This is a genomic window from Alistipes sp. 56_sp_Nov_56_25 (assembly GCF_001915285.1).
GTDB classification, from domain to species: Bacteria; Bacteroidota; Bacteroidia; order Bacteroidales; family Rikenellaceae; genus Alistipes; species Alistipes shahii.
The window spans coordinates 1-25,690 of record NZ_MNQF01000007.1 but is presented as its reverse complement, the minus strand read 5'-3'; the positions used below and the strand labels follow the sequence as shown (position 1 = coordinate 25,690).

22 protein-coding genes, 2 tRNA genes and 1 pseudogene are annotated in these 25,690 nt (G+C 60.2%); 10 read left to right on the top strand and 15 right to left on the bottom strand.

Annotated features, from left to right (window positions below):
- Position 1: 1 nt before the first annotated feature.
- From BHV64_RS03915 to BHV64_RS03875, 9 genes are all read right to left on the bottom strand, one after another.
- Positions 2-1,009 carry an FAD-dependent oxidoreductase gene (locus BHV64_RS03915; RefSeq protein WP_015547655.1) on the bottom strand — a complete coding sequence of 336 codons (1,008 nt, stop codon included), beginning with the start codon at positions 1,007-1,009 and terminating at the stop codon, positions 2-4.
- Positions 1,009-2,100, bottom strand: coding sequence for a CoB--CoM heterodisulfide reductase iron-sulfur subunit B family protein (locus BHV64_RS03910; RefSeq protein WP_044054538.1), 1,092 nt, complete (start codon positions 2,098-2,100; stop codon positions 1,009-1,011). Before BHV64_RS03910 ends, BHV64_RS03915 begins: the two co-directional genes overlap by 1 nt.
- A 2-nt stretch (positions 2,101-2,102) precedes the next feature.
- Positions 2,103-2,801, bottom strand: coding sequence for a 4Fe-4S dicluster domain-containing protein (locus BHV64_RS03905; protein ID WP_015547656.1), 699 nt, complete (start codon positions 2,799-2,801; stop codon positions 2,103-2,105).
- A gap of 78 nt (positions 2,802-2,879) precedes the next feature.
- Positions 2,880-3,359 (bottom strand): dihydrofolate reductase, encoded by a 480-nt coding sequence (locus tag BHV64_RS03900; protein WP_138266253.1) that lies wholly within the window; start codon positions 3,357-3,359, stop codon positions 2,880-2,882.
- Positions 3,356-4,003: an HAD family hydrolase gene (locus tag BHV64_RS03895; protein ID WP_149885808.1), complete on the bottom strand. Its 648-nt coding sequence runs from the start codon at positions 4,001-4,003 to the stop codon at positions 3,356-3,358. The genes BHV64_RS03900 and BHV64_RS03895 overlap by 4 nt, the downstream gene beginning before the upstream one ends.
- Before the next feature lie 11 nt (positions 4,004-4,014).
- A complete protein-coding gene (thyA, locus tag BHV64_RS03890) occupies positions 4,015-4,908 on the bottom strand; it encodes a thymidylate synthase (protein WP_044054539.1) in 894 nt (297 codons plus the stop codon).
- A gap of 26 nt (positions 4,909-4,934) precedes the next feature.
- On the bottom strand, positions 4,935-5,717 hold the full coding sequence (locus tag BHV64_RS03885; RefSeq protein ID WP_015547658.1) for a UDP-2,3-diacylglucosamine diphosphatase: 783 nt from the start codon (positions 5,715-5,717) through the stop codon (positions 4,935-4,937).
- Between the two features lie 4 nt (positions 5,718-5,721).
- On the bottom strand, positions 5,722-6,861 hold the full coding sequence (locus tag BHV64_RS03880; protein WP_015547659.1) for a TlpA disulfide reductase family protein: 1,140 nt from the start codon (positions 6,859-6,861) through the stop codon (positions 5,722-5,724).
- Between the two features lie 62 nt (positions 6,862-6,923).
- On the bottom strand, positions 6,924-7,622 hold the full coding sequence (locus BHV64_RS03875) for a DUF4290 domain-containing protein (RefSeq protein WP_138266255.1): 699 nt from the start codon (positions 7,620-7,622) through the stop codon (positions 6,924-6,926).
- Positions 7,623-7,814: 192 nt separating this feature from the next.
- On the opposite strand from BHV64_RS03875, the gene BHV64_RS03870 reads away from it, so the two are divergent.
- A complete protein-coding gene (locus tag BHV64_RS03870; protein WP_118406898.1) occupies positions 7,815-8,948 on the top strand; it encodes a sigma-54-dependent transcriptional regulator in 1,134 nt (377 codons plus the stop codon).
- A 607-nt stretch (positions 8,949-9,555) separates the two neighbouring features.
- Here the strand turns inward: BHV64_RS03870 and BHV64_RS03865 are convergent.
- Complete coding sequence (locus BHV64_RS03865; RefSeq protein WP_015547660.1) at positions 9,556-10,206, bottom strand: HAD family hydrolase; 651 nt, start codon at positions 10,204-10,206, stop codon at positions 9,556-9,558.
- Complete coding sequence (locus BHV64_RS03860) at positions 10,203-11,642, bottom strand: Na+/H+ antiporter NhaC family protein (protein WP_118406896.1); 1,440 nt, start codon at positions 11,640-11,642, stop codon at positions 10,203-10,205. The genes BHV64_RS03865 and BHV64_RS03860 overlap by 4 nt, the downstream gene beginning before the upstream one ends.
- Positions 11,643-11,982: 340 nt before the next feature.
- On the opposite strand from BHV64_RS03860, the gene BHV64_RS03855 reads away from it, so the two are divergent.
- From BHV64_RS03855 to BHV64_RS03845, 3 genes are all read left to right on the top strand, one after another.
- Positions 11,983-12,198, top strand: coding sequence for a DUF4492 domain-containing protein (locus tag BHV64_RS03855; RefSeq protein ID WP_015547662.1), 216 nt, complete (start codon positions 11,983-11,985; stop codon positions 12,196-12,198).
- A gap of 166 nt (positions 12,199-12,364) precedes the next feature.
- On the top strand, positions 12,365-13,927 hold the full coding sequence (locus BHV64_RS03850) for a cytochrome ubiquinol oxidase subunit I (protein WP_288115576.1): 1,563 nt from the start codon (positions 12,365-12,367) through the stop codon (positions 13,925-13,927).
- A 172-nt stretch (positions 13,928-14,099) separates the two neighbouring features.
- A complete protein-coding gene (locus BHV64_RS03845) occupies positions 14,100-15,242 on the top strand; it encodes a cytochrome d ubiquinol oxidase subunit II (RefSeq protein ID WP_288115575.1) in 1,143 nt (380 codons plus the stop codon).
- Positions 15,243-15,618: 376 nt separating this feature from the next.
- Here the strand turns inward: BHV64_RS03845 and BHV64_RS03840 are convergent, their stop codons facing one another.
- Together BHV64_RS03840 and BHV64_RS03835 are read right to left on the bottom strand one after the other, a co-directional pair.
- A complete protein-coding gene (locus BHV64_RS03840) occupies positions 15,619-16,479 on the bottom strand; it encodes an enoyl-ACP reductase FabI (RefSeq protein ID WP_022062555.1) in 861 nt (286 codons plus the stop codon).
- Positions 16,480-16,855: 376 nt separating this feature from the next.
- Positions 16,856-16,943, bottom strand: a tRNA-Ser gene (locus BHV64_RS03835).
- 166 nt (positions 16,944-17,109) lie between these two features.
- On the opposite strand from BHV64_RS03835, the pseudogene BHV64_RS03830 reads away from it, so the two are divergent.
- The 6 genes and pseudogenes from BHV64_RS03830 to BHV64_RS03805 form a co-directional block, all read left to right on the top strand.
- Positions 17,110-17,376 (top strand): annotated as a pseudogene (locus tag BHV64_RS03830) (HU family DNA-binding protein); the annotation flags it as partial.
- Positions 17,377-17,402: 26 nt separating this feature from the next.
- The gene (locus tag BHV64_RS03825; protein WP_015547664.1) at positions 17,403-18,599 is read left to right on the top strand and encodes a pyridoxal phosphate-dependent aminotransferase; all 1,197 of its coding nucleotides are present in this window, start codon (positions 17,403-17,405) and stop codon (positions 18,597-18,599) included.
- A gap of 502 nt (positions 18,600-19,101) precedes the next feature.
- The gene (locus BHV64_RS03820; RefSeq protein WP_022061365.1) at positions 19,102-20,565 is read left to right on the top strand and encodes an OmpP1/FadL family transporter; all 1,464 of its coding nucleotides are present in this window, start codon (positions 19,102-19,104) and stop codon (positions 20,563-20,565) included.
- A gap of 63 nt (positions 20,566-20,628) precedes the next feature.
- Positions 20,629-20,700 (top strand) — tRNA-Arg (locus BHV64_RS03815).
- Positions 20,701-20,878: 178 nt separating this feature from the next.
- A complete protein-coding gene (locus BHV64_RS03810; protein ID WP_022061460.1) occupies positions 20,879-22,078 on the top strand; it encodes an L-serine ammonia-lyase, iron-sulfur-dependent, subunit alpha in 1,200 nt (399 codons plus the stop codon).
- A 136-nt stretch (positions 22,079-22,214) separates the two neighbouring features.
- Positions 22,215-22,487: a hypothetical protein gene (locus tag BHV64_RS03805; RefSeq protein ID WP_015547667.1), complete on the top strand. Its 273-nt coding sequence runs from the start codon at positions 22,215-22,217 to the stop codon at positions 22,485-22,487.
- Positions 22,488-23,833: 1,346 nt separating this feature from the next.
- Here the strand turns inward: BHV64_RS03805 and BHV64_RS03800 are convergent.
- Positions 23,834-25,366 carry a bifunctional GNAT family N-acetyltransferase/carbon-nitrogen hydrolase family protein gene (locus BHV64_RS03800; RefSeq protein WP_022061461.1) on the bottom strand — a complete coding sequence of 511 codons (1,533 nt, stop codon included), beginning with the start codon at positions 25,364-25,366 and terminating at the stop codon, positions 23,834-23,836.
- A gap of 218 nt (positions 25,367-25,584) precedes the next feature.
- A partial coding sequence (locus tag BHV64_RS03795; protein WP_288115579.1) for a glycoside hydrolase family 125 protein occupies positions 25,585-25,690 on the bottom strand: 106 nt, incomplete at its 5' end.

Here is a 25,690-nt window from a genome sequence, read left to right as displayed (position 1 = left end):
GCTATGCCTCCACGTATTTGGCCGCGGCGTCGGCTGCGGCGATGCCCTCGTTCAACGACTCGCCGATGTTCTTGGGCGCCGTAATGGTCCCGGCGTAGAAAATGCCGTCGACATTGCTCTTCACATTGCCGAGAAACATGTCGCGCGGAGCCAGAAAGCCGCTCGGAGCGCGGTTCAGCCCGGCGCCTGCGGCAAACGCTTCGTTGTCGTCGTTGGCCCGCATGCCCACGATCAGCACCAGCATGTCGACGCTCATGCGCAGGGGGCGGCCCGTCAGCGTGTCCTCGGCCTTGATCTGCACCCGTCCGTCGATCGTCGGGCTGGCCTCCGAAATGCGTCCGCGCAGGAAGTGGATGTTGTATCTCTGCTGCGCCTCGCGGTACATCTCCTCGTAACCGGGACCGAACATGCGGATGTCCATGTAAAAATTGAAAACGTCGGCCTCGGGGAAGAGCTGTTTCATCTCCATGGCCTGCTTGACGCCCGTGATGCAGCACACCTTCGAGCAGTGCTGCTGGCAGACCTTCTCGTCGCGCGAACCCACGCAGTGCAGGAAGGCGATGCGCCTGGGGCGCGATCCGTCGGCCTTGGCCACGCGCCCCTCGTTCAACATGCGCTCGATGTCGGCCGTCGTGAAGACGTTGTCGTAGATGCCGTAGCCGTACTCCTCCTTGATCGAGGCGTCGAAGAGCGTGAAGCCGCTGGCCACGACCACCGAATCGCACGGCAGCGTCCGCCCGTCGGCGAGCGTGACGCTCTCCTTCGTGAAGCCCGCGACCTCCGTGGAGGTCATCACCTCGATGCCGCTCTCGTTGACCCTGCGGCGCAACTCGGTCAGCACCTCCTGCGCCGGGGTGAACGACGGAAACAGCACGTGCCAGCCCCGGAGCTTGCCGCCCAGTTCGGCCTCTTTCTCGATGATGACCGGGCTGACGCCCTGTTCCGCCAGACGCAGGGCCGTCTGCATGCCCGCAACGCCGCCGCCTATAATGATAACTCGTTTTTTCATTATTCTCTGATGTCGTAAATCGTATCCGTCGGGCAGCAGTTGACCACCGCCGACTCGGGTTTTCCGATATATTTCCCGTTGCGGCCCAGATACTTGGCCGCGGGATCGTACTCGACGCCCATCTTGTCCAGCAGGGGTTCCACGTCGACCTGGTGCATCTGCATGCCCAGCTCCCAGGGGTCGTAGCCCAGCACCAGCCCGGCCATCTCCTCGTAGGTCAGCACCGGGATTCCGTGGCCGTTCTGGCCGTAGGTCGTGCCCTCCATCTCGGCGATGGCGTACTGCCACTTGTCGAGGAACATCGCGCAGCCCGGACAGTTGGCCACGATGAAATCGGGCTTGTAGGGCGCCATGCTCTCCAGTTTCTTGTGCGAGTTGGCGATCGAATAGCCGCGGTTGGCCTGCACGAGGTAGTTGCGGAACCCGAATCCGCAGCAATGGCGGCGTTCGGGATAGTCGACGCACTCGCCACCCCACGACTCGACCATGCCGGCCAGCACATAGGGGAACTCCGATCCTCCGATCCCGGATTTCGGAAATATCTTGGCGTAGTGGCAGCCGATGTGCTCGACGACCTTCAGCGGTTCGCCCGTCGCGGCGTTGACGAGCCGTTTTTTGGCCCGCGCGGCGATCTCTTCGCGGAAATGGAACACGACATCCGACGTGTGGGCCAGGCTCGCGGGCTTCTTGAACTCGCGCCGGGTCGCCTTCCAGAGATTCTCGCGCGTCTTCTCCTCCGTCTCGGGGAACTCGTGCCACGTGGCCAGAATCTCCGTGTAAACGCCGAACGAGGTGATGCACGAAGTCACGAGGTTCTCATACCCCGCCTCGCCCATCAGCGCGAACTGCCGCGCCACGACGGTCATAATCGTCTCCAGCGGCACGATGTCCGAATGGTAGCCGATCCCCGTGCACGACGAGTGCTTGGGGTCGTCCGAGAGGTCCTTGCCCAGGTCGTTGCGCAGCATGTCGATAAACAGCTTCTCGCTGCCCGGGAAGAAATTCTGCCGGATGCAGCTGCGCGCGTAATAATAGTGGTCGTCGGCGATCTCCTTCTGGTAGTCCTGCCAACTCTTTCGCTTCATCGTCATCGTCAATAATGTTCGTTGCTGTTCGAAAGGAAGACATCCATCATGTACTGCTGGTCGGCGCCCTCCTCGTAGCCCATTTCGCGGGCCTTGCGGTCGGAATGCCGCTCGATGGTGTCGAACATCTCGCTGCCGCCGCTGACCTTGAATATCTCGTTGATCTCGGCGAGCGACTCCTCGTCCAGACGGCGCAAGGCCCCGGCGCCGTGGCGCATGTAGACGGGCGTGAACTGGCCGTAAATCTCCCGGTCGTTGTCGTAGATCCATTTCCAGACGGTCCCCTGCTCGGGATGCAGGTCGGGTTTCACCAGCCGCGGGACGATGCAGTAGCCCGTGCGGAGGATGTTCTCGCCGATGATGCGTTTCAGGGCCAGCTGCTGGCGGCCCTTCTCGCTCTCGACGAAGAAGCCCAGTTTCTGCGACAGCGTGCGCAGCGCCTGGATCACATAGCCCGGCGTATTGCCCCGCGGACAGCGCGGACGGCACGACATGCACTCGCCGCAGTACCAGATGGTGTCGCTCTTCAAAAGCCGCTCGATGGCCTCGTCGTCGCGCGTCTGCACGATGGAGACGATCTGACGGGGGTCGTAGTTATAGAACTCGGCCGCCGGGCAGACGCCCGTACAGACCCCGCAGTTCATGCACGAGTGAAGACCCTCCTTCATCCGCACATCCTCCATGAGCATATCGAAATACTTCCCCATACCTAATATACAAAAAAAACCTTTGCACTGCAAAGGTAGGGAATCCGGGGCGGAAGGGCGGTGGTATAAATGCGTAATTTAGCGCCGTTCGTAAAGCTCGAAGGCAAACGGCCAGGGGTAATCTTTCCCGCCGGAGAACGACTCCGACGACACCAGCCGCCATTCGCGCTCGTCCCACGCCGGGAAACGCGTGTCGCCCTCGTAGGCGCGGAAGACCCGTGTGAGGTAGAACTTCCGGGCCAGCGGCAGCGCCGCGGCGTAGATCTGCGCCCCGCCGATGACGAACACCTCCTCGTCCGCGGGAAACAGCGCGACGGCCTCTTCGAGCGAATGGGCCACCGTGCAGCCGGGAATCTCGATATTCTGACGCGTGATGACGACGTTCGTCCGGTTGGGAAGCGGACGCCCGAGCGACTCCCAGGTTTTGCGGCCCATGACGACCGGATGGCCCGTCGTCACGGCCTTGAAATGCCGGAGGTCCTCGGAAATGTGCCACAGCAGGGCGTTCCTGTCGCCGATAACGCCGTTTTCGGCGACGGCTACGATCAAACTTATCATAATTCGAAAAGGTCTGTTACGGTTATTCCGCCCGTCAGGTGACAGGCCTGCCATCCCTCGCCGCGGGCCGCGGAGACGTTGGCGGCGTTGTCGTCGATGAAGAGCAGTTTTCCGGGCGGGGTCCCGATCTGCCGGGCGACGCTCCGGTAAATTTCCGGGTCGGGTTTGCGCAGATGCAGTTCGTCGGAGTAGAAACACCGCACGAACAGTTCGTCGAAGCTCCCGCCGAAACGCTCGCGGAACGACTCCCGGAAGCGGATGCGGTGGGGCAGGTTGGTGTTGCTCAACAGGTAGACCGGGCAACGCTTCCCCAGTTCCCGGAGCAACTCCACGCGCTGCACGTCGAACGGCATCAGCATGGCGTTCCACGCCTCCAGCAGCTGCTCGTCGGGGATGGCGGCGACGGCGGGAAACGTCCGCCGCACAGCCTCCGCGAACTCCTCCTGCGTGATAAGTCCCAGTTCGAGGTCGCGGAAACACGCCCTGTTCCCGTCGATGACCTCGGCGGCTCCCAGTCCGCGGATGTCCAGCGCCTCGAAAGCCCGGAGCGTGCGTTGCAGCTGCACGTCGAGCAGGACGCCTCCCAGATCGAAAACAAGGGCCTCGACGCTTTCGGGCGAAACGGTCGGAATCAGGATATTCATCTGCTGCGGGTTTAAAACGACATCGGGGCCTTGATCGCGGGCCACGGGTCGTAGCCTTCGAGCGTGAAATCTTCGTAACGGAAGTCGAAGACCGACTTCACGGCGGGGTTCAGCCGCAGTTTCGGCAGCGGACGCGGCTCGCGCGAAAGCTGCTCGTCGACCTGCTCCAGATGGTTCAGGTAGAGGTGCGTGTCGCCCAGCGTATGGATGAACTCGCCGGGCTGCAAGCCGCACACCTGCGCCATCATGCAGGTCAGCAGGGCGTAGGAGGCGATGTTGAACGGCACGCCGAGGAACGTGTCGGCGCTGCGCTGGTACAGCTGGCACGAGAGACGCCCCCCGGCCACGTAGAACTGGAACAGCACATGGCACGGCGGCAGGGCCATCGCGTCGATCTCGGCGACGTTCCACGCCGAGACCACGATGCGCCGCGATTCGGGATTGGTGCGGATCAGCCCGGCGGCCTGCGCGATCTGGTCGACGACGCCCCCGTCGGGCCGGGGCCACGAACGCCACTGGTAGCCGTAGACATGGTTCAGGTCGCCGAAGCGGTAGCCTTCGATCGGCGACTCGACGCCCGCCGAGGCGAGGAACGTCTCCCGGCCGACGGGCAGCACCCCGTGGCGCACGCACAGTTCGTTGTAATGGCGGTAGGCGTCGTTGTCCCAGATATGGACGCCGTTGTCCACCAGATACTTGATGTTGGTGTCGCCCCGCAGGAACCACAGCAGTTCGTGGATCACCCCCTTGAGGAACACCTTTTTGGTCGTCAGCAGCGGAAAGCCCTCCGACAGGTCGAAACGCATCTGGTGGCCGAAGACCCCCTTGGTCCCGGTTCCCGTGCGGTCGCCCCGCACGACGCCTTCCGTCTTGATCCGGCGCAACAGATCGAGGTATTGTTTCACAGAATCGTCATTTAATCGTTTTATCGCTAAACCGAGGTCTTGCCCGGCATTTTCAGCGTCAGCTCCCCCGCCGCGTCCAGCACGGCGTAGGAGGGATTTTCGGCCCAGCAGCCGAGGTTCACCACGTGCAGCCGCCCTTCGCGGCAGTCGCGCGGGAAGTGCATGTGTCCGAAAACGAAGAGATCGACCGCATGCGTCCGGGAATACTCGCGGGCATACTCGACCAGCGGCTCGGTGTGCGGCTCGGAAGACCCCGTGTAGGGTTCGGTCAGCGACGCCCCGCGGGCCGCCTCCTCGCCGTGCCCCTTGCGCGACCTGCCGCTCCACCAATGGCCGAAGCGCAGCGCCCAGTCGGGATGCACGCCCCACGAAAAGAGCCACCTCAACGTCCGCGAACGGAAAATGCGGTTCAGAAACTTGAGCATCGGCTGCCCGTCGATCTTCATGTTGTCGCCGTGGGCGATGAAGACCTTTTTGCCCGAGAGGGTCATCACCTCGGGCGAGGTGTGGATCTCCAGCCCGCACTCGCGCGCCAGATAGTCGCCGACCCACATGTCGTGGTTGCCCGTGAAGAAGACCACCCGCACGCCCCGGTCGGTCAGTTCGGCCAGCTTGCCCAGCGTCCGCACGAAGCCCTTGGGGACCACACGGCGGTATTCGAACCAGAAATCGAAGATGTCCCCGACCAGAAAGATCGCCTCCGCATCCCGGGCCGCGTCGTCGAGCCACGCCACGAAGCGTCTTTCGACCGCCCGTGCCGTCGCGGCATCGCCGGCTCCCAGGTGGATGTCGGATGCGAAATAATACATGATTCTATTTTGTCAGCTCGTCCAGTTTCGCTTCGAGGCTCTTGCCGTAGATGTTCTTGGCCACGATCGTCCCCTCCTTGTCGATCAGGAAGTTGGCCGGGAGCCGCTGCACGTTGTAAAGCCCGAGGGCCACGGACGAACGCCCGCGCAGGTCGCTGACCGAGATCCACGGCAGCTGCTGCTCCTGCACGGCGGTGATCCACAGCGGTTTCGACGTATCGACGGCCACCTGGTAGACCTCGAACCCGACGGGTGCGTCGGCATATTTCCGATAGAGTTCCTTCAGATCGGCGTTCAGCGCATTGCTCGACCCCAGTTCCGCCGACCAGAAATCCAGCAGCACGACCTTTCCGGCCAGCGACGAGAGACGGATCTTCTTGCCGTAGATGTCCGTCAGTTCGAGGTCCGGATGGCGCGCCTCGGTGATCTGCGACGTGAGGCTGATGCGGGCGTCCATGCGGGCGATCTCGGCCTGCAACGATTGCAGGTAGGGCGATTCGGGGTAGCTCTCCTGCAACGCCTCGGCAACCGTGCGGTAGTAGACCACGTCGCTGTCGCCGTTGAACAGGTACGTGTCGCCCGGAAGCCGCTGGTAGAGGGCGTAGACCGCCGCCAGCGACGCCTTGTGTTCGATGATGAACCGCAGCTGCTCGCGGCGGATGCGGTAGTATTCGGCCGTATACTCCTTGATCAGCGACTTGCGCTCCTCGTCCGTGAGTTTGCGCGCGAATTCCGTGCCCATGTTCTCCAGCTGCTGCGCCCCCGTGACGAAGGCCTGGTAGAACTGCCGCAGCAGCTCCGACTCGGAGGAACCCTCCACCGTATAGTTGCGGATGACGCTGCCCACGGAACCGAGCGTCAGCCTGTCGCCGCCGGCCAGAAGCAGCGGAATGCGCTCGCCGTCGTAGATCACATTGTATAAGGACGGGGTCTTCGCCACGCCCGTGAGTTCCATGCGGTAGCTGCCGTCGGGGGCCAGCGCCGCCGAATCCACGACCGACTGCGTCAGCGGAAGAACCTGCTCCAGATAGATATTTTTCGCGTCGCCGCCGACGAAGCGGCCTGAAATCTTCACTTTCGACGACTGGCAGCCACACATCAGGGCGGCCGTCGTGAGCGTTACGAAAAGCGTTTGCTTGTTCATTTACGATCTTTTTCGCGGTTAATGGAGAACAAAGATATAAATTTTCCGCAAATAGGCGCCCTTTATTTCGACGAATTGCGGTGCGGCCCGTTGTTTTTCGTGAAATTGCGGTAGGGCTGCTGGCTGCGGTTTTTCTGCTGCCGCTGCTGCTGGTGGGGCTGCCGGTGCTGCTGCGCCCCCTTTTGGGGACGCGACGAAAAGGGCTGTTTATAGTCGCTTCGGAGATTGTTCAAGGCAACTTCGTCGATTTGGATCGCTCCCCCGGACATGCGCTTGATGTCTTTTACGATCACTTCGTTGTTGGGGTGCTCCTGGTTGTATTCGTAGCTCTTCGTGCGCATGTAGCGGGCCAGATTGTCCACCGTGCGCGAGACCGTCCGCGGGTTGCGCTCGTCGGCCAGGCCGCGGATCATACGCTCGACGTATTTGCCGTAGTGCTTATAGGTGATCCGCCCCTGGGAATAGGTCATCCGGCGGGGCGATGCGGTCAGCTCCTGACGCGAGGGCTGCGGGTAGGGAGAGTCCACATCGAGCTGGAAATCAGACATGATGAAAAGGTGGTCCCAGAGTTTGTGGGTGAAATCGGCCGTGTCGCGCAGCAGGGGGTTCAGATTGCCCATCACGGCAATCACGGCCCGCGCCTGCCGGTTGCGCTCGCGGCGGTCCTCGATCTCCAGCAGCGAGTCGATCATCTCCTGGATATGGCGCCCGTACTCGGGCAGGTACAACTTGCGTCGTGTGTAATTGTAATTCTTTTTCATATTGTATTTGCGGTCCGGCACATTAGTGCGATTCGTCCGCCGGAGCCTCCGGCCGGACCTTTGCGATAGACCGTTTAAAGATCGTTTTTCTCACTCTCCGCACCCCGGAGCGAGACCTCCGGGATTCGTTTTACACGGCGGAAAATCATAACTTTGGGACAAAAGTAGGTAAAATTTCGGAAAAACAAAGCTATGACAAAGGTTTTAATTCTGGACCAATCAAAAAGCGTGCGAAACATTCTGCGCGAGCGGTTGGAGTATGAAGGGTTCTCGGCCGAAGCCGTCGAGAACGAGGCTGCGGCCTCGGCATTGTGCGAGAGGATTCCGTTCGACGTGATTCTGTCCGACACGGAGTGCAAGGTTCCGGATGCAGGCATCCCGTTCATAGCCCTCTCGGCCGACACGTCGATCGACACGGCGGTCAAGGCCGTGCGCAACGGAGCGCAGGATTTCCTCACAAAACCCATCGACATGAACCGGCTGCTGCAATCGCTGCACCGCACCATCGACAATCCCGCGCCCGCGCAGGCGCCCCCGGCCGCCCCGCCCGTGCGCCGCCGCCGGGCGCACTCCGCCCAGGCCGAGCGGATCATCGGCGTCTCGCCCGAGATCGAACACGTCCGCCAGCTGATCGACAAGGTGGCCCCGTGCGAGGCCCGGGTGCTGATCACGGGCGAAAACGGCACGGGAAAGGAGCTTGTGGCCCGCTGGCTGCACGCCAAGAGCGTCCGCGCGGCGGCCCCGTTCGTCGAGGTCAACTGCGCGGCCATCCCCTCCGAACTGATCGAGAGCGAACTGTTCGGCCACGAGCGCGGGGCCTTCACCTCGGCCGTCAAGCAGCGCAAGGGCAAGTTCGAGCAGGCCGACGGAGGCACGCTCTTCATGGACGAGATCGGCGACATGTCGCTCGCGGCGCAGGCCAAGGTGCTGCGCGCCCTGCAGGAGAGCCGCATCAGCCGCGTGGGAAGCGACCGGGACATCGAGGTCAACGTGCGCGTGGTGGCCGCCACGAACAAGAACCTGCGCGAGGAGATTCAGAAAGGGAATTTCCGCGAAGACCTCTACCACCGTCTGGCGGTGATCGTGGTGCGGGTTCCGCCGCTGCGCGAGCATGCCGGGGACATTCCTGCGCTGGTCGAGCATTTCATCCGCACGATCGCCTCGGAATACGGCTCCGCCCCCAAACCCATCGACGCCGACGCGCTGGCCGAGCTGCAACGGATGCCGTGGAGCGGCAACATCCGCGAACTGCGCAACGTCATCGAGCGTCTGATCATCCTCTCCGGCGACCGCATCACGGCACGCGACGTGAAGGAGTACTGCTGACCCGCGCCCGGTTAAGAACCGGGGTTCGCATTGCGGCTGGCAGCTTCGGCCCGCTCTCCGTCCGGTTCTCCGTCCGGTTCTGCGCAAACATGCGAACACGCGAACAGGGGCGAACATCCTTTGTTCGCGTGTTCGCTTCTTTGCCCGGCCGAAAAGACAGAACCGCGGCGAACGGTCCCGGCCCGATGCCGGAGCCGCGAAACGAAGTCCCGGCTAAAAGTGGCAAGAAACGGGGCCGGTTTGCTTGCAAACCCGCAAATAGGCGCCCGTTTCGAACGTTAGACGGGACGAAGTAGGCAAAGGCATCCGCCGGGGAGTTTTTGGTACTTTTTGCGGTCAAAATGTACAAAGTACCCCGCGGGCGAAGACCGCGGTTAACAGCCGACCAAAAGCGGCAAACAACACCAGTCGCAGACTGCGATCGGTACTTTTTGCGGCCAAAAAGTACATCACCTTCCGCGGGCAAAGACCGCGGTTATCCTTGTTCCGCCACAAGCGAGAATGCGGAGGTTGCGCCTCCTGCACGTTGCCACTGGCCGCGAACGACTCCGGCCCGATGCCGGAGCCGTCAAACGAAGGCCCGGCTAAAAGTGGCAAGAACCGGGCGTCACAGCAGCTCCAGCAACTCGCCGGGCCGGTCGACCAGATGCCGCGCCCCGGCGGCGATCAGCTCCGCACGGTCGCGGAAACCCCACGTCACACCCGCCGAGCGCACCCCGGCAGCCGCCGCGGTCTCGATGTCCACCCCCGAATCGCCGACATACAACACCTCCTCACGCGCCGTGCCCGTCCGTGCGAGAATCTCCTCGACGACCGCCGGCGAAGGTTTCAGCGGCACGCCGGGACGCTGGCCCAGCACCGCGGCGAACGTCACCCCGGGGAAGAACAGCCCGACGAGCTTCTCGGTCCCGGCCTGGAACTTGTTCGACGCCACGGCCAGCGCGACGCCCCGCCGCGCCAGCTCGGCGATCAGCTCCGGAATTCCGTCGTAGGGCCGCGTATGGGCGTCGATGTGTTCGGTGTAGTATTTCACGAAGTCGGCGCGCACCGCGGCGACGGTTTCGGGCGTGCGCAGCGGCTCGGGCAGGGCGCGTTCCACGAGCCGCAGGATGCCGTTGCCGACGAAATGACAGTATTCCTCATAGGTGTGTTGCGGCAGTCCCCGCACACCCAGCACGGCGTTGCACGCCACGGCCAGATCGCCGATCGTGTCGAGCAGCGTGCCGTCGAGGTCGAAGATGACGAGCGAAGTTTTCATTTTTTCCGTTTTATGTTCCAGCCGACAGCCGCCACGAGCAGCGACATCAGCGGCGAGACGATGTTGAAGATGCAGTAGGGCGCGTAGACGAAGGTCGAGACGCCGAGCACCGTGGCCTGCGTCATGCCGCACGAGTTCCACGGGATCAGGACCGAGCAGACCGTGGCGGAATCCTCCACCGAGCGGCTTAACAACCTCGGCTCCAGCCCCCGGTCGGCATAGAGGTCGCGGAAAAGCCGCCCCGAGAGGATGATCGAGATATACTGGTCGGCGGTGCAGAGGTTGAAGAAGAGGCCCGCGCCCACGGTCGAGGCCACGGCCGAAAAGGCGCGGCGCACCCAGCGCAGGAAGATCGACGTCAGCGACCGCAGCATGCCGCTGCCGGTCATCACCCCGCCGAAGCACATGGCGCAGATGATCAGCCACACGGTGTTCAGCATCCCGGCCATGCCGCGCGTGGCGACCAGTTCGTCGAGCTGCGGCGCGCCCGTGGGGATGGCCGTCGGGCCGAAGCAGGTCATCAGCACCCCCTTGAACCCCGACATGAAGTCCAGCTCCCCGACGCCCGCCACCCGGGCCACCAGTTCGGGCTGCGCCAGGAGCATCGCCGCACAGGCGAAGACCACGGACGAGAACAGCGTCACGATGGCCGGGAGTTTCCGTGCGATGAGCATTCCCGTGGCCAGCGGCACCGCGAGGAGCCACGGCGTGATGCGGAACGTCGCGGCGAGCGTCGCGGCATACATTTCGGCATGGGTCGAAACTCCGTGGTCGAGCGCCAGGCCCGCGACGGTGAAGACCCCGAGGGCGATGAGCATCGACGGAACGGTGGTGTAGAGCATGTAGCGGATGTGGGTGAAGACCTCGACGCCGGCCGTCGACGAGGCCAGCACCGTGGTGTCGGAGAGCAGCGAGAGCTTGTCGCCGAAATAGGCTCCCGAGATGATGGCTCCGGCGACCCATCCTTCCGAAAAGCCCATCGCCTGGCCGATGCCCATGAGCGCCACGCCGATGGTGGCGATGGTGGTCCACGACGATCCGGTCATCAGCGACACCACGGCGCAGATCGCGCACGAAGCCACGAGGAAGAACGACGGGTGGAGGATTTGCAGTCCGTAATAAATCATCGTCGGGACCACGCCCGAGATCATCCACGTGCCGGCGATGGCGCCGATCAGCAGCAGGATGACGATGGCCGACGCCGAGGCGCGGATGTTGTCGATGATGGCCTCTTCGAGCACGGCCCAGCGGCAGCGGTAGATGCCGATCGAGAGCATCACGCAGACCGACGTGGCCGACAGCAGGGCGATCTGGCTTCCGCCGTTGATGGCCTCGCCGCCGAAGGCGCGGATCACGACATAGAGGAGTCCCGTCAGCACCGCCAGCGGAATGGCCGACACCCAGGGCGACGGCAGTTTTTCAGCATTCGTCTTCATATTCTCTTCTTACGAGAGGCAAAAGTACGAAGAATTTTCGTACTTGCGCCATCGGGACGCCCGACCTGCGGTCTTCGCCCTGAAGAAACCGCGAACATGCGAACAGGGACGAACACGCGAACATGGGGTGTTCGCCCATGTTCGCGTGTTCGCGGAGAACCGGGCGCAGAACCGGGCGGAAAGCAAGCCGAAGCCGCCAGCCCCCTGAAACCGGCGTCTTACGCGGGGGGGGGTAAGCATTTCCGGCCTTATCGTACACCGGCCGTGTTTTTTCGGGGCCGGAATTTTTTTATTTCCTTTTTTCTGCCTAACTTTGGTAGAACATCCAACACGCAACGAAATGGAGACACTCCGCAAAGTGATCCGGTTTTACGTCGAGGGATTCCGCGAAATGACCGTGGGACGCACCCTGTGGGCCATCATCCTCATCAAACTCTTCATCCTGTTCGCCGTGCTGAAAGTCTTCTTCTTCCCCGACCTGCTCGCGGGCAAAAGCCCCTCGGAAAAGGCCGGCTGCGTGCTGGAAAACCTGACACCCGAAATTCCGCAACCATGAATGCACCCGTCATCATGCAGTTCCGGCCGCCGCTCGCGGCGTCAATCCCCCTCCGGGGCAGGGTCGCCGGCGCGGTGCGGGCCCGCAAACGCGGCCGAAAGCCGCAAACAAGAAGGCTCCGGCGTCCCGGAGCGACGCAGACAACCAACCAGTAACCCAATACGCTATGCTTTCCGACTACCTATCCACCGTCGACTGGTCGCGCGCGCAGTTCGCCATGACAGCCATCTACCACTGGCTGTTCGTCCCGCTGACGCTCGGGCTGGGCTTCCTCGTCGCCATCATGGAGACCCTTTACGTCCGCACGAAGGACCCGTTCTGGCTCCGCACGACCAAATTCTGGATGCGCCTGTTCGGCATCAACTTCGCCATCGGCGTGGCCACGGGCCTGATCCTCGAATTCGAATTCGGGACCAACTGGTCCAACTACTCCCACTTCGTGGGCGACATTTTCGGCGCGCCGCTGGCCATCGAGGGCATTCTGGCGTTCTTCCTCGAATCGACCTTCATCGCCGTGATGTTCTTCGGCTGGCGCAAGGTCAGCCGGGGTTTCCACCTCACGGCCACGTGGCTCACGGCCTTCGGCGCCAACCTCTCGGCGTGGTGGATTCTGGTCGCCAACTCGTGGATGCAATACCCCGTGGGGTGCGACTTCAACCTCGAAACCGTGCGCAACGAGATGACCTCGTTCTCGGCCGTGGCGCTGTCGCCCGTGGCGGTCAACAAGTTCTTCCACACCGTCACCTCGTCGTTCGTCCTCGCCGCGCTGTTCGTCGTGGGGGTCAGCGCGTGGTATCTGCTGCGCCGGCGCGAACAGCTGATGGCCCGCCGGAGCATCGCCATCGCCTCGGCCTTCGGGTTCGTCTTCGCGCTCATCACGGCCTTCACGGGCGACCGTTCGGGCGCCATCGTGGCCCGCGTGCAGCCCATGAAGCTGGCGGCCATGGAGGCGCTCTACGACGGGCAGCAGGGCGCGCCGCTCACGGCCGTCGGCATCCTGCGTCCCGAGGCGCAGCGGACCGGCGGCGACGCCTTCTACTTCAGGATCGACATTCCGAAGATGCTCTCGCTGATGAGTTTCCGCTCGGCCGACGCGTTCGTTCCGGGCATCAACGACCTGGTCTACGGCAACGAGGAGTACGGCGTGATGCCGGCCTCGGAGAAGATCGAACGGGGGCGCGTGGCCGTCGAGGAGCTGGGCCGCTACCGCACGGCGCGCGAGAAGGGCGACACGGCGGCCATCACCGAGATCGAGGCCAAGTTCGACCGCTCGACGCCCCAGGGCGCGGAGTTCCTGCGCGAACATTTCGCCTACTTCGGCTACGGTTACCTCTCGTCGCCGGAGCAGATCGTGCCCGACGTGCCGCTGCTGTTTTACTCGTTCCGCGTGATGGTCGGCGCGGGCTGCTTCTTCATCCTGCTGCTAGGCCTCGTCTGGTGGCTCAACCGCCGCGACCGCCTCGCCTCGAAACGCTGGCTGCTGCGGACGGCCGTGTGGAGCGTCCCGCTGGCCTACCTCGCCTCGCAGGCCGGCTGGGTCGTCGCCGAGGTCGGACGCCAGCCGTGGGCCATCCAGGACCTGATGCCCGTGGGCGTCGCGGCGTCGAAAATCCCCAGCGGATCGGTCTCGGTGACCTTCTTCCTCTTTCTGGCGCTGTTCACGGCGCTGCTCGCCGCCGAGTTGAGCATTATGTTCCGGCAGATCAAAACAGGACCTAAAGACGACTGACATCCCGACTACCGCAAATTTACCGGCAGCGTGGCTTCCGCGCAAGCGGACACAAGTCCCCGCCAGGGCGGGGATTTAGGGGTGGGTCAAATCTATAAACACGGCGGTACGCCGTGAATCGCCGACGGACAAGAGCGGCAAAACAACGACAACAACGACAACAACGACAACTATGGATACTATCACCCTACTTCAACACTATTGGTGGCTGGTCATTTCGCTTTTGGGGGCCTTGCTGGTCTTCCTGATGTTCGTGCAGGGCGGTCAGGCGCTGCTCTACACGATCGGCCGCACCGAAGAGGAGCGCAACATGCTGGTCAACTCGCTGGGCCGCAAGTGGGAGTTCACCTTCACGACGCTCGTGACGTTCGGCGGGGCGTTCTTCGCCTCGTTCCCGTTGTTCTACTCCACGTCGTTCGGCGGGGCGTTCTACGTCTGGATGGCCATTCTGCTGTGCTTCGTCATTCAGGCCGTGGCCTACGAATACCGCCGCAAACCGGGCAACGTCTTCGGCGAACGGACCTTCAACGCCTTCCTGCTCGTCAACGGCGTGTTAGGCCCGCTGCTCATCGGCACGGCCGTGGGAACCTTCTTCACGGGGGCGGAATTCACCGTCGACCGCCTCAACCTGGCCAACCAGGGCGGCGCGGCGGTGATCTCGCAGTGGGCGACGCCGTGGCACGGGCTGGAGGCCGTCGCCGAGTGGCGCAACGTGCTGCTGGGCCTGTCGGTGACGCTGCTGGCCATGACGCTGGCCTGCCAGTACTTTATGAACAACATCGACGACGAGGCGATCTTCCGCCGCGCCGCACGCCGCATGCGCACGTTCGCCGCGCTGTTCGTCGCCTGCTTCGTGGCATGGCTCCTGGCCCTCGTCCTCGCCGACGGATGGGCCGTCGACGCCGCGGGCACGGTCTCGGTCGAACCCTATAAATACCTGCACAACCTCGTGGAAATGCCCTACGTGGCCGCCGCGCTGCTGATCGGCGTGGTTTCGGTGCTGTGGAGCGTCTGGCTGGGGTGGTGCGGCAGCCGCCGTGCGGTGTGGTTCGGGGGCGTCGGCACGGTGCTCACGGTGCTGTCGCTGCTGCTGCTCGCGGGGTGGAACGACACGGCCTACTACCCTTCGCTCGCGGACATGCAGTCGTCGCTGACGATCCGCAACTCCTCGTCGAGCCTCTTCACGCTCCGCACGATGGCGTGGGTGTCGCTGTTCGTGCCGTTCGTGGCAGCCTACATCTGGTACGCCTGGCGTGCGATGAACCGCCGTCCGATCACCCGCGAGGAGATCCGCGGCGACGACCACCAGTATTAAGGCGAACCTTACGGTTGAGCGAGGGCGCGGACCGCTTGCGGGCTATGCCGGGGAGGGGCTGCGCGAACATGCGAACATGCGAACATAGGCGAACACCCCCTGTTCGCATGTTCGTGTGTTCGCCCGGTTAAGAACCGGGGTTTGCATTGCGACTGGCAGCTTCGGGCTGCCTGACTTGCATCACAAGCCCGCCCCGTCAGATTATTCTGAATATCTGTCAATTACAACCATACGACCACTCATGGGCGCGGATGGGTTTTTGATTATCGCGAAGCATATTTCGACATAACGCAGTAAGCTCCGGATGGGATATCCCGAAGTATTTCCCATTCGGGGCGAACAAGGCAGGGCGAAATATGCCCGTGAGAATCGGAAACTACTTGCCGAAAGGATACTGGTTCTCGTGCACGTCCTCGAACCGCATGCCCTTCTCGTAGGTCTTCATGGCGCGGCGCGACATGCCCATCGACGAGAATCCGCCGTCGTGGTAGAGGTTCTGCATCGTGACCTTGCGCGTGAGGTCCGAGAAAAGCGTCAGCACGTAGTCCGCGCAATCTTCGGCCGAAGCGTTGCCCAGCGGCGACATGTTCTCGGCGAAACCCATCAGGTCGCCCAACCCCAGCACGCCGCTCCCTGCCGTGGTCGGCGTCGGCGACTGCGACACGGTGTTGATGCGCACATGCTTCTCGCGGCCGTAGATGTAACCGAAGCTGCGGGCTATGGACTCCAGCAGCGCCTTGGCGTCGGCCATGTCGTTGTAACCGTAGAGCGTGCGCTGCGCGGCGATGTACGAAAGGGCGACGATCGAACCCCAGTCGTTGATGGCGTCCTTCTTGCGGGCCACCTGGATGGCCTTGTGGAACGAAATGGCCGAGATGTCGAGCGTCTTCGAGAGGAAATCGTAATCCAGATCGTCATAGGTGCGTCCCTTGCGGACGTTGGGCGACATGCCGATCGAGTGGAGCATGAAATCGAATTTGCCCCCGAAGTGCTCCATCGTCTTGTCGATCAGGTTCTCCAGATCCCCGACGCTCGTGGCGTCGGCCGGAACGACGATCGTATTGCACTTCTCGGCCAGCTTCGAGATGGTTCCCATGCGGATTGATACGGCGGTATTGGTGAGGACGATTTCGGCGCCCTCCTCCACGGCGCGTTCCGCCACTTTCCAGGCAATCGACTGCTCGTTGAGCGCTCCGAAAATCAGACCTTTCTTTCCTTTCAATAAATTGTATGACATCGTAATTCAGTTTAAAAATTCGGACAAATATAACACTTATTTTTGAATTGGCCCGCCAATCGGCCTCAAACGAACGCTCTTGCGCCCCAATGCGGCAGGCTGCGGGGCCACGAGCGGGAATTGAGAATCGCGGAATTACGTCGCCGTCGCTCCGTGATCCCCGGGATTCCTTGATTGAGGAATTGACTTCGCTGCACTCCGCCCGACGGCTTCGTGCCGCTCGTCTTTCCCTGCCCTGCCGGGGGCGTCCCTGCAAGCCCAAGAAACGGCGGCCCTGCCGCATTTCGTTTTGTATTCGATCCGGTCCCGAATATATTCAGCCCGGCCCAAATACAAAACGGGTTGCAAATTCGATTTGCAACCCGTTTCTTTTTCTTGGCGGAAAGTGAGGGATTCGAACCCCCGGAACCTTGCGGTTCAACGGTTTTCAAGACCGCCGCGATCGACCACTCCGCCAACTTTCCGGGGACAAAAGTAGCACCGTTTTTCCATTCCGCCAAATCTTTACCGCGATTTATCGTCCGCAACGGCGGTCCGAAAATCAAAATCAGACGATAATTTTCTTCTTTATCCGAAAATTGCATATCTTTGTCAGTAAGTTAGGACCGAGAGGTTAGTTTCTTCACGCACGACACCATGAACAAAGCGCAGTTTGTCGAGGCCATCGCCCTCGACGCGAACATCTCGAAGATAGACGCCCGCAAGGCCGTCGACGCCATGATCCGGGTCACGGTGCAGTCGCTCCGCGAGGGCGAACGGCTGACCTTGACGGGACTGGGTACGTTCAGCGTGCAGCAGAAATCCGAACGCGTGGGCCGCAATCCCCGCACGGGCGCCGCCGTGAAGATCCCGCCCCGCAAGGTCATCAAGTTCCGTCCTACGGCCGAGGTGGAATAACACCCCGTCCGCAAAAACACCGTAACATGCCCGAAATTTCACTCCGCGCCGAGCAGATGCCGGCCTCCCCGATACGCAAACTCGTCCCGCTGGCCGACGCGGCCCGCGCCCGGGGAACGAAGATCTACCACCTGAACATCGGCCAGCCCGACCTCCCCTCGCCCAAGGAGGGTCTCGAATCCCTCAAACACATCGACCGCAAGGTGCTGGAATACAGCCCCAGCGACGGCTACCGCTCGCTGCGCGAAAAGCTGGTGACCTATTACGAGCAGTATCAGATCAAGCTCTCGCCCGAGGAGATCATCGTCACCACGGGCGGCTCCGAGGCCGTGCTCTTCGCCTTCATGTCGTGCCTCAACCCGGGCGACGAAATCATCGTTCCCGAACCGGCCTACGCCAACTACATGGCCTTCGCCATTTCGGCGGGCGCCGTGATCCGCCCGGTGGTGGCCTCCATCGAGAACGGATTCGCGCTGCCCCCGATCGAGGAGTTCGAGAAGCTGATCAACGACCGCACGCGCGGCATCCTGATCTGCAACCCCAACAACCCCACGGGTTACCTCTACACCCGCCGCGAGATGAACCGCATCCGCGACATGGTGAAGAAATACGACCTGTTCCTCTTTTCGGACGAGGTCTACCGCGAATTCATCTACACCGGTTCGCCCTACATTTCGGCCTGCCACCTCGAAGGCATCGAGCAGAACGTCGTGCTGATCGACTCGGTGTCGAAACGCTACTCCGAGTGCGGCATCCGCATCGGCGCGCTGATCACCAAGAACAAGACGCTGCGCAATGCGGTGATGAAATTCTGCCAGGCGCGCCTCTCGCCGCCGCTCATCGGGCAGATCATCGCCGAAGCGTCGATCGACGCGCCGCGGTCGTACAGCACCGAGGTCTACGAGGAGTACATCGAACGCCGCAAATGCCTGATCGACGGACTGAACCGCATCCCGGGCGTCTACTCGCCGATCCCGATGGGGGCTTTCTACACGGTGGCACGGCTCCCGGTCGACGACAGCGACAAGTTCTGCGCCTGGTGTCTCTCGGATTTCGAATACGAAGGCGAAACCGTTATGATGGCGCCTGCGTCGGGCTTCTACTCCGATCCCGAATGCGGCCGCAACGAGGTCCGCATCGCCTACGTCCTCAAGAAGGAGGACCTCGAACGGGCCTTGCTGATCCTGGGCAAGGCGCTCGAAGCCTACAACGCCAGAAAATAAAGACAAGACCCGCCAGCGAGCGGGTCTTGCTCATTTCCGACAACCCCGGAGACCCTGACGACCCGACGGGAGGCCCGACGACCCGGCAACCACATCCTGCCGCCCCGGCAATCTCCGGCCCCCGGCCGCGGAAGTCTCGGCCGCGGAAGTCCACGGCCCGCTGCGGTGTAGCCTCGAATACCCTGCTGTCCCCGAACATCCTGCCGCCCCCGACAACCCCGGCCGGCCTGACAACCCGGCAATCCCCGGCCCCTCAACCCCGGCAATCCCCGCCTCTCCGGCAGTCACACCCCGCCTCCCCCGGCGGCGCTTATTATAAATCGGTATCCATTCCCGGAGAGACCTCGGAGCAAAACCCGCCAATTCGGCCAATCCTATACCATTTAGTACAATTTTCGGGAATTTTAGACCAAAAAGTTTGGGCCGAGGGGATAGTTTTCCTACTTTTGCCCCGATTTTGCATGCCGGGAGGCATGCCGAGTATAAACCAAACCAATTCGTTATGAAAAAACTTTTCCTCGTTCTGGCCGCCGCAGCCATCGCCTCCGGCGCTTACGCCGAGGGCTATCAGGTAAACAACCTCTCCTCGAAACAGAACGGTATGGGCCACGTAGGTACGGCCATGAAACTCAACTCGGAGTCCATTTGGTTCAACCCCGCAGCCGCATCATTCCAAAGCACGCAGTTCGACTTTTCGGTCGGCGTCACGGGAATAGACTCGAAAGCCACTTATACCACCCTGCCCGACTACACGGGCAAGACCCAGTCCCGGCACTTCACGTCGGACAACAAGATCGCAACCCCGCTCTACGCCTATTTCAACTACAAGCCGCTGGACTGGATGTCGGTCGGCCTGGCTTTCAACACCCCCTTCGGCTCTTCGATGAACTGGGGCGACAATTGGGCCGGAGCGCAGCTCGTGCAGTCCATCAACCTCAAGGCCTACAATCTCCAGCCTACGGTGTCGTTCAAAATCTGCGAACACCTCTCCGTCGGCGCCGGCCTGATGATGACGTGGGGTAAATTCGACCTTTCGCGTTCGATGCTGCCCGTCGGAGCGGCGAATGCCCAAAACGTCGCGCTGAACAACATCATACAGATCGTAGCTCCGGGCACTCCGAACATCTTCGAGCTGGCAGGCGACCGCAACATCATGTCGCTGGATCTCGAAGGCAAGGCCAAAATGGCCGTCGGGGTGAATCTCGGCATCATGTGGGACATCAACGAACAATGGTCGCTCGGCATGACCTATCGTTCGAAACTCAAGATGAAGGTGAATTCCGGCTCGATCGACATGTCGACCATCGACGATCCGACGATTCAGGCCGTCCTGGGACAGCTTCTTCCGAAATTCGACATCAATCCCTCGGCAATCTCCTCGGCAATCGTAAAAACCGAACTTCCGCTCCCGGCATCGCTGACCTGGGGCGTCAGCTTCCGCCCCGTGCCGAAATGGGAGTTTGCCGTCGATCTGCAATACGTGCTGTGGAGCGCATACGACCAACTCGATGTCCAGATCCTCAATCCGTCGACGAATCTTCCGGTCCTGACGATCCCCGCCAGCGACAAAAACTACTCCAACACGCTGGCATTCCGCTTCGGCGGCGAATACCACGCACTCGACTGGCTGACGGCCCGCATGGGTATGTATGTCGACGAAAGCCCCGTAAGCAGCGACTACCTCAATCCCGAAACGCCTTCGATGACCAAACTCGCCTACACCGCCGGCGTCACGTTCCGTCCTTGCAAATGGATGCACGTCGACCTGGCCTACGGCTATGTGAATTCGGCCGATCCGGAGCGCACGGGTTCCTATCCCTACGTCAACTCCGTGCTGGCGCTGGCCAACGAGCAGATCAAGAACGTTGCCCCCGAGTATCCGACGACCAGCGCGATCACCGACTTTTCAGGCAATTACACCGCACGCGCCCACACGTTCTCCATCGGCGTGGGGTTCAGTTTCTAAAAACAGAAAAATTTACTATCTTTGCGGTGCGTTTGGCAACAGACGCGCCGCATTGTTTTTAACGGCTCCATAGTTCAAGGGATAGAACGAGGGTTTCCTAAACCCTAAATTCGCGTTCGAGTCGCGGTGGGGCTACAAGAAAGGAGGAATCAATATCCCTCCTTTTTTTGTGCCCCTGAACCCATGCAGCCCCCCAAACCTCCCTTTGAAAAGGGAGACTTCCGCACATCCATGCCGGGTAAAAAGCGAGAAAGGCTTATTTCTCCTTTTCTTGTGGAATTTTACCTATCTTTGCTCCCGTAAAATCACGATTATGGAATCGCTTAAAGAGTTATACAGGATCGGCAGCGGCCCGTCGAGCAGCCACACGATGGGTCCCAAGCGGGCCGCCGAACGGTTTGCGGAACGCTGCCGCGACGTCGACGCCTACCGCGTGACCCTCTACGGATCGCTGGCCGCCACGGGCAAGGGCCACCTGACGGACGTGGCGATCCTTTCGGTGCTCGAACCGGCCGCCCCGACCCGGATCGTCTGGAAACCGGAGGTCGTGCTCCCCTTCCACCCCAACGGCATGCTGTTCGAAGGGCTGAAAGGCGACGAAGTCGTCGATTCCTGGACCATTTACAGCGTCGGCGGCGGGGCGCTGGCCAACGAGGCCTCGCGCCTCGAAACGCCCCGGAGCATCTACCCGCTGTCGACCATTTCGGAGATCAAGGAGTGGTGCTACCACGAGGGCAAGACCTTCTGGGAGTATGTGAGCGACTGCGAAGGTCCCGAAATCTGGGACTACCTCGACACGGTCTGGGAGACGATGTGCGCAACCATCCAGCGCGGCCTGAACAACGACGGCGTGCTGCCCGGAGGGCTGAAGGTCGCCCGCAAGGCCTCGACCTACTGGGTCAAGTCGAAAAGCTACACCGACTCGCTCTCCTCGCGGGCCAAAATCTACGCCTACGCGCTGGCCACCTCCGAGGAAAACGCCTCGGGCGGCACGGTCGTGACAGCCCCCACGTGCGGGTCGAGCGGCGTCATGCCCGCCGTGCTCTACCACCTCTCCACCTCGCGCAACTTCCTGCGCATCCGCATCCTGCGGGCGCTGGCCACGGCCGGACTTTTCGGCAACGTCGCCAAAACCAACTCCTCCATTTCGGGCGCCGAGGTCGGCTGCCAGGGCGAGGTCGGCGTGGCGTGCGCCATGGCTGCCGCCGCCGCGTGCCAGCTCTTCGGCGGAACCCCTTCGCAGATCGAATACGCCGCCGAGATGGGTCTCGAACACCACCTGGGCCTCACATGCGACCCCGTGTGCGGACTGGTGCAGGTCCCCTGCATCGAGCGCAACGCCATCGCCGCAGCCCGGGCCTTCGACGCCAACGCCTACGCCACGCTCTCCGACGGCTCGCACATGGTGAGCTTCGACAAGGTCGTGGAGGTGATGAACGAAACGGGCCACGCCCTTCCGAGCCTCTACCGCGAAACCTCCGAAGGGGGCCTTGCCAAACGCTTCAAACGATAAGGTTTCGGGCGCGCCGGAAGCATCCTTCCGGGCGTGTGACGATTTTTCCCTGTAAACGGATAAATTTTCCCCGTCGGACAACCTCCGGCGGGTTAATTTTGTTATCAGCAAACGTCAACCTAAAACCACAATACGTATGAGACGATTCTTACTCCTTCTGCTGGTCCTCCCGCTGCTCGCCGGAGCGTGCGGCGACGACGCCACCGAAGACACCCCCGATCCGCCCGCAACGACGCTGCCGGCCGGGACCAGGGACGATCCTTTCGGCGTGGGAAAGTCCGTCACCGTCAGCGGACTGCCCGACAAACTGCTGATCGGCCTGGCGGCCAACAGCGGCGACAGCAAGAAGACCTCGGAAGCCGTCTTCAGCGATGTGAAAATCAACGGTCAGACGGTCGCCTTCGAATAAGCGGCCGATCCGTCCCAATGAAAAAGCCGCACCCTTTCGGGAGCGGGATTAAAAGGGCATAACGACCTGATTTATCGGATCATTACATTTTTGTATAGGGATAATAGGTAACGAAAAGGCAACGGTTTATTTTCAGCGTCTTGCGCTCAAATACCGCATTTCAAATAACCGATTACAAAATACAAAAAAAATGCGGATTTGACAAATTTGCTAAAAGGGCAGCATTCTAACGCATGGATATTCCATTTTCTCAAGCATACAAGGTTCTTGTTGGAAGAAATAGAACAAGAAGTTATCATTAGTGTCAAAACACAAGATGCTTGAACAGTTTTATGTGTCAGTTATGATGAAGGAAATTCAACCGAATAATCATCGCAATAAAAACAATCATTCACTTATTTTCTTCCTCTCAAAGAAGGGTTCGGGCAATATGATTTTATCTCTATTGCAGCATTCTCGCTCTGTCAACAAACAATGAAATTGATCATTGAACGCTTGAATCGTACCCTTGTCGTGGCAACGTACAGTCATCGGGGCCTTTCGTCCGAAGATAAATTGAGGTTGTTCAGCATCAAAAAACCAAACACCTTCCCAGTTTACTACTGTTCTGAAATACAGCCTAAACCCCCTCTTCGCCTGATCTCATACATCATCATCGATTAGGAAAATATCTTCCACCGAATATAACTGGGAAAGAAAACATTGATTTCATCGAGTTGCAACAAGCTGAATCCGCTGACTGCTGCTATTCAGCATAAAATTATCGTAATTATCTTTGTCGAGCGGAGAAAGATAACCGTTTATTTTCGCAACAAGTCCCATCTGGTCGCGCCGGTAATAACAAGTGTCGGTACTATTGTGTTCTCTTAACCCGGAAGGGCATCCAGATCGACGAAAAAGCTATACTATTGATTTACAGCTAGCAGGAATCGGATAAATTAGTTCTTCGCCACTTGCGAGCGTGAAGGTGATTGTAAAAAGTTCAGAAGATGTCTAAAACTCGAATGCATGGGTCCAGACATCAAAGATAGGGGTATTCCTCAAGTTGAGCCGCTTGAAGATCAGGAGCTGCTGGCATATACTACGAGAAAAGAAGCAGAGTGAGATAATGCAAATACTCGGTCAAAGCACGGGTAACATTACCAGCCAGAGAACATATATACACAGGGAACTCGGGGCTGACAGCCTCCGACAACCTATACCTTTGTCTGCGGGAGTAGATGAAGCCCGAGGCAGAGCCTGAAGAGGCAGAAATGGAGGTGCTGAAACTGAAGTTAAAATCGAGAATTCGACGACGTTATGATTTCGAGTATCGAATAATATTTACGGGTTCAGACGCGACCGGATTATCTTTTCACCCGCACCTCGTACAGATCGCTGCGGCGATCCTTGAGGTTGCGGACGCTGCCGTAGGTGTGCAGCTCGTTCAACAGGTTCAGGTTAATGTCCGAAATAAGGATCATCTCCGTATTGGGCGTCGCCTCCGCACGCCGTCCGTCCGTCGGAAAAGCGAAATCGCAGGGCGTGAAGACTCCGGAGCGCGCATACTGAATGTCCATGTTGTGCACCTTGGGCAGGTTGCCCACACTGCCTGCGATCACCACGAAACATTCGTTCTCGATGGCGCGGGCATGGGCGCAGACTTGCACGCGCGAATAGGCATTCTGCGTATCCGTGAGGAACGGCACGAAGAGAATCTGCATCCCCTCGGAGGCCATAATGCGTGAAAGTTCCGGAAACTCAACGTCGTAGCAGATCAATACGCCGATCTTCGCGCAGTCCGTCTCGAACGTGCGGATCGTCTTGCCGCCGCTCAATCCCCAGCACTTCATCTCGTCGGGCGTAACGTGCAATTTTTCATACATTTCGTAAGTTCCGTCACGGCGGCAGAGGAACCCCACGTTGTAAAGCTGCCCGTCGTCTTTGATCTGGGGCATGCTGCCCGTGATGATATTGATGTTGAACTTAATGGCCAATGCGATAAACCGGTCCCGGATTTCATCCGTATATTGCGCCAGCCCGCGAATGGCCTCCGATTCGCTGACATCGTTGAACCGCGCCATAAGCGGAGCGTTGAAATATTCGGGAAAAAGAACGAAATCGCTCTGATAGCCACTCACGGAATCGACGAAAAACTCCACCTGTTCGAACAGGTCGTCAAGGGTCTTGTAGCTGCGCATTTGCCACTGTACGATGCCTACGCGCACCGTGGTTTTGGGCAGGATGTACTCCTCGGTCGGAGCCTGATAATAGATGTTGTCCCACTGAAGCAGGCAGGCGTAGTGGCGCGACTCCTCGTCGTTGGGCAGATAGTTGCGCATTACTTTACGGACATGGAAATCGTTCGAGAGCTGGAACAACAGCACAGGATCGACAATTTCACGTTGGCGCACTTTGTCTATATATTCCTTGGGGCGCATCTGTTCCGCATACTTATGGTAGTTGGGCAGACGGCCCCCGAACATGATGGCTTTCAGGTTGAGTTTTTCGCACAGTTCCTTGCGGTATTCGTACATGCGCCGCGCCAGACGCAGTCCCCGGTAGTCGGGATGGATGAAGACCTCGATGCCGTAGAGGATGTTACCCTTGCGGGTGTGGGTGTCGAATGTTTCATTCCCCGTAACCTGGGCGTAGGTGTGGTCGTTCTTCACGTCATCGTAATTCACAATGATCGAAAGCGCGCAGCCTACGATCTTGCCGTCCACGACTACGACGATCTGCCCCTCCGGGAAGATGCGAATCAGTTTGTCGATTTGCTTCGGCGTCCAAAAAACGTCGCTTCCATCGGCATAGACGCGGGTAAAGGAACTGGCCAGTTGGTCGTAATCCTCTTTCTGAAGATTGCGAATTTCTACTTTATTGATTTCTAACGTTTCCATAAACACATGGGTTGAAAAAACGTACAAAGATACTCTTTAACTTCCGAAAACGCCAGAGAGAGGAAAATATAAGAAGAGCGGCACTCGAAATTCACACCGCTCTCCTCTCTGCCGGTGCCGCAGACTTTATCACCCCGAATTAAGAATCGTAAGTTGCGGAAACGGGAACGAAATACCCTCCTCGTTGAAGGTGGCGTAAATTGTAAGTTTCTTCATGGTTAGTATATGGAATTCAGCAGGTCCGTTTTCCCGTCGTTTACGAGCTTGAGAATCAGTTCCCCGAAGAGGGTGTTCTGCCAGGCGAACCACGCGCGGGTGAAATCC

Coding starts and splice junctions, on each gene's coding strand:
- BHV64_RS03915 (WP_015547655.1), bottom strand. CDS start 1,009: ATGAAAAAACGAGTTATCATTATAGGCGGCGGCGTTGCGGGCATGCAG.
- BHV64_RS03910 (WP_044054538.1), bottom strand. CDS start 2,100: ATGACGATGAAGCGAAAGAGTTGGCAGGACTACCAGAAGGAGATCGCC.
- BHV64_RS03905 (WP_015547656.1), bottom strand. CDS start 2,801: ATGGGGAAGTATTTCGATATGCTCATGGAGGATGTGCGGATGAAGGAG.
- BHV64_RS03900 (WP_138266253.1), bottom strand. CDS start 3,359: ATGATAAGTTTGATCGTAGCCGTCGCCGAAAACGGCGTTATCGGCGAC.
- BHV64_RS03895 (WP_149885808.1), bottom strand. CDS start 4,003: ATGAATATCCTGATTCCGACCGTTTCGCCCGAAAGCGTCGAGGCCCTT.
- BHV64_RS03885 (WP_015547658.1), bottom strand. CDS start 5,717: ATGTATTATTTCGCATCCGACATCCACCTGGGAGCCGGCGATGCCGCG.
- BHV64_RS03880 (WP_015547659.1), bottom strand. CDS start 6,861: ATGAACAAGCAAACGCTTTTCGTAACGCTCACGACGGCCGCCCTGATG.
- BHV64_RS03875 (WP_138266255.1), bottom strand. CDS start 7,622: ATGAAAAAGAATTACAATTACACACGACGCAAGTTGTACCTGCCCGAG.
- BHV64_RS03870 (WP_118406898.1), top strand. CDS start 7,815: ATGACAAAGGTTTTAATTCTGGACCAATCAAAAAGCGTGCGAAACATT.
- BHV64_RS03865 (WP_015547660.1), bottom strand. CDS start 10,206: ATGAAAACTTCGCTCGTCATCTTCGACCTCGACGGCACGCTGCTCGAC.
- BHV64_RS03860 (WP_118406896.1), bottom strand. CDS start 11,642: ATGAAGACGAATGCTGAAAAACTGCCGTCGCCCTGGGTGTCGGCCATT.
- BHV64_RS03855 (WP_015547662.1), top strand. CDS start 11,983: ATGGAGACACTCCGCAAAGTGATCCGGTTTTACGTCGAGGGATTCCGC.
- BHV64_RS03850 (WP_288115576.1), top strand. CDS start 12,365: ATGCTTTCCGACTACCTATCCACCGTCGACTGGTCGCGCGCGCAGTTC.
- BHV64_RS03845 (WP_288115575.1), top strand. CDS start 14,100: ATGGATACTATCACCCTACTTCAACACTATTGGTGGCTGGTCATTTCG.
- BHV64_RS03840 (WP_022062555.1), bottom strand. CDS start 16,479: ATGTCATACAATTTATTGAAAGGAAAGAAAGGTCTGATTTTCGGAGCG.
- BHV64_RS03825 (WP_015547664.1), top strand. CDS start 17,403: ATGCCCGAAATTTCACTCCGCGCCGAGCAGATGCCGGCCTCCCCGATA.
- BHV64_RS03820 (WP_022061365.1), top strand. CDS start 19,102: ATGAAAAAACTTTTCCTCGTTCTGGCCGCCGCAGCCATCGCCTCCGGC.
- BHV64_RS03810 (WP_022061460.1), top strand. CDS start 20,879: ATGGAATCGCTTAAAGAGTTATACAGGATCGGCAGCGGCCCGTCGAGC.
- BHV64_RS03805 (WP_015547667.1), top strand. CDS start 22,215: ATGAGACGATTCTTACTCCTTCTGCTGGTCCTCCCGCTGCTCGCCGGA.
- BHV64_RS03800 (WP_022061461.1), bottom strand. CDS start 25,366: ATGGAAACGTTAGAAATCAATAAAGTAGAAATTCGCAATCTTCAGAAA.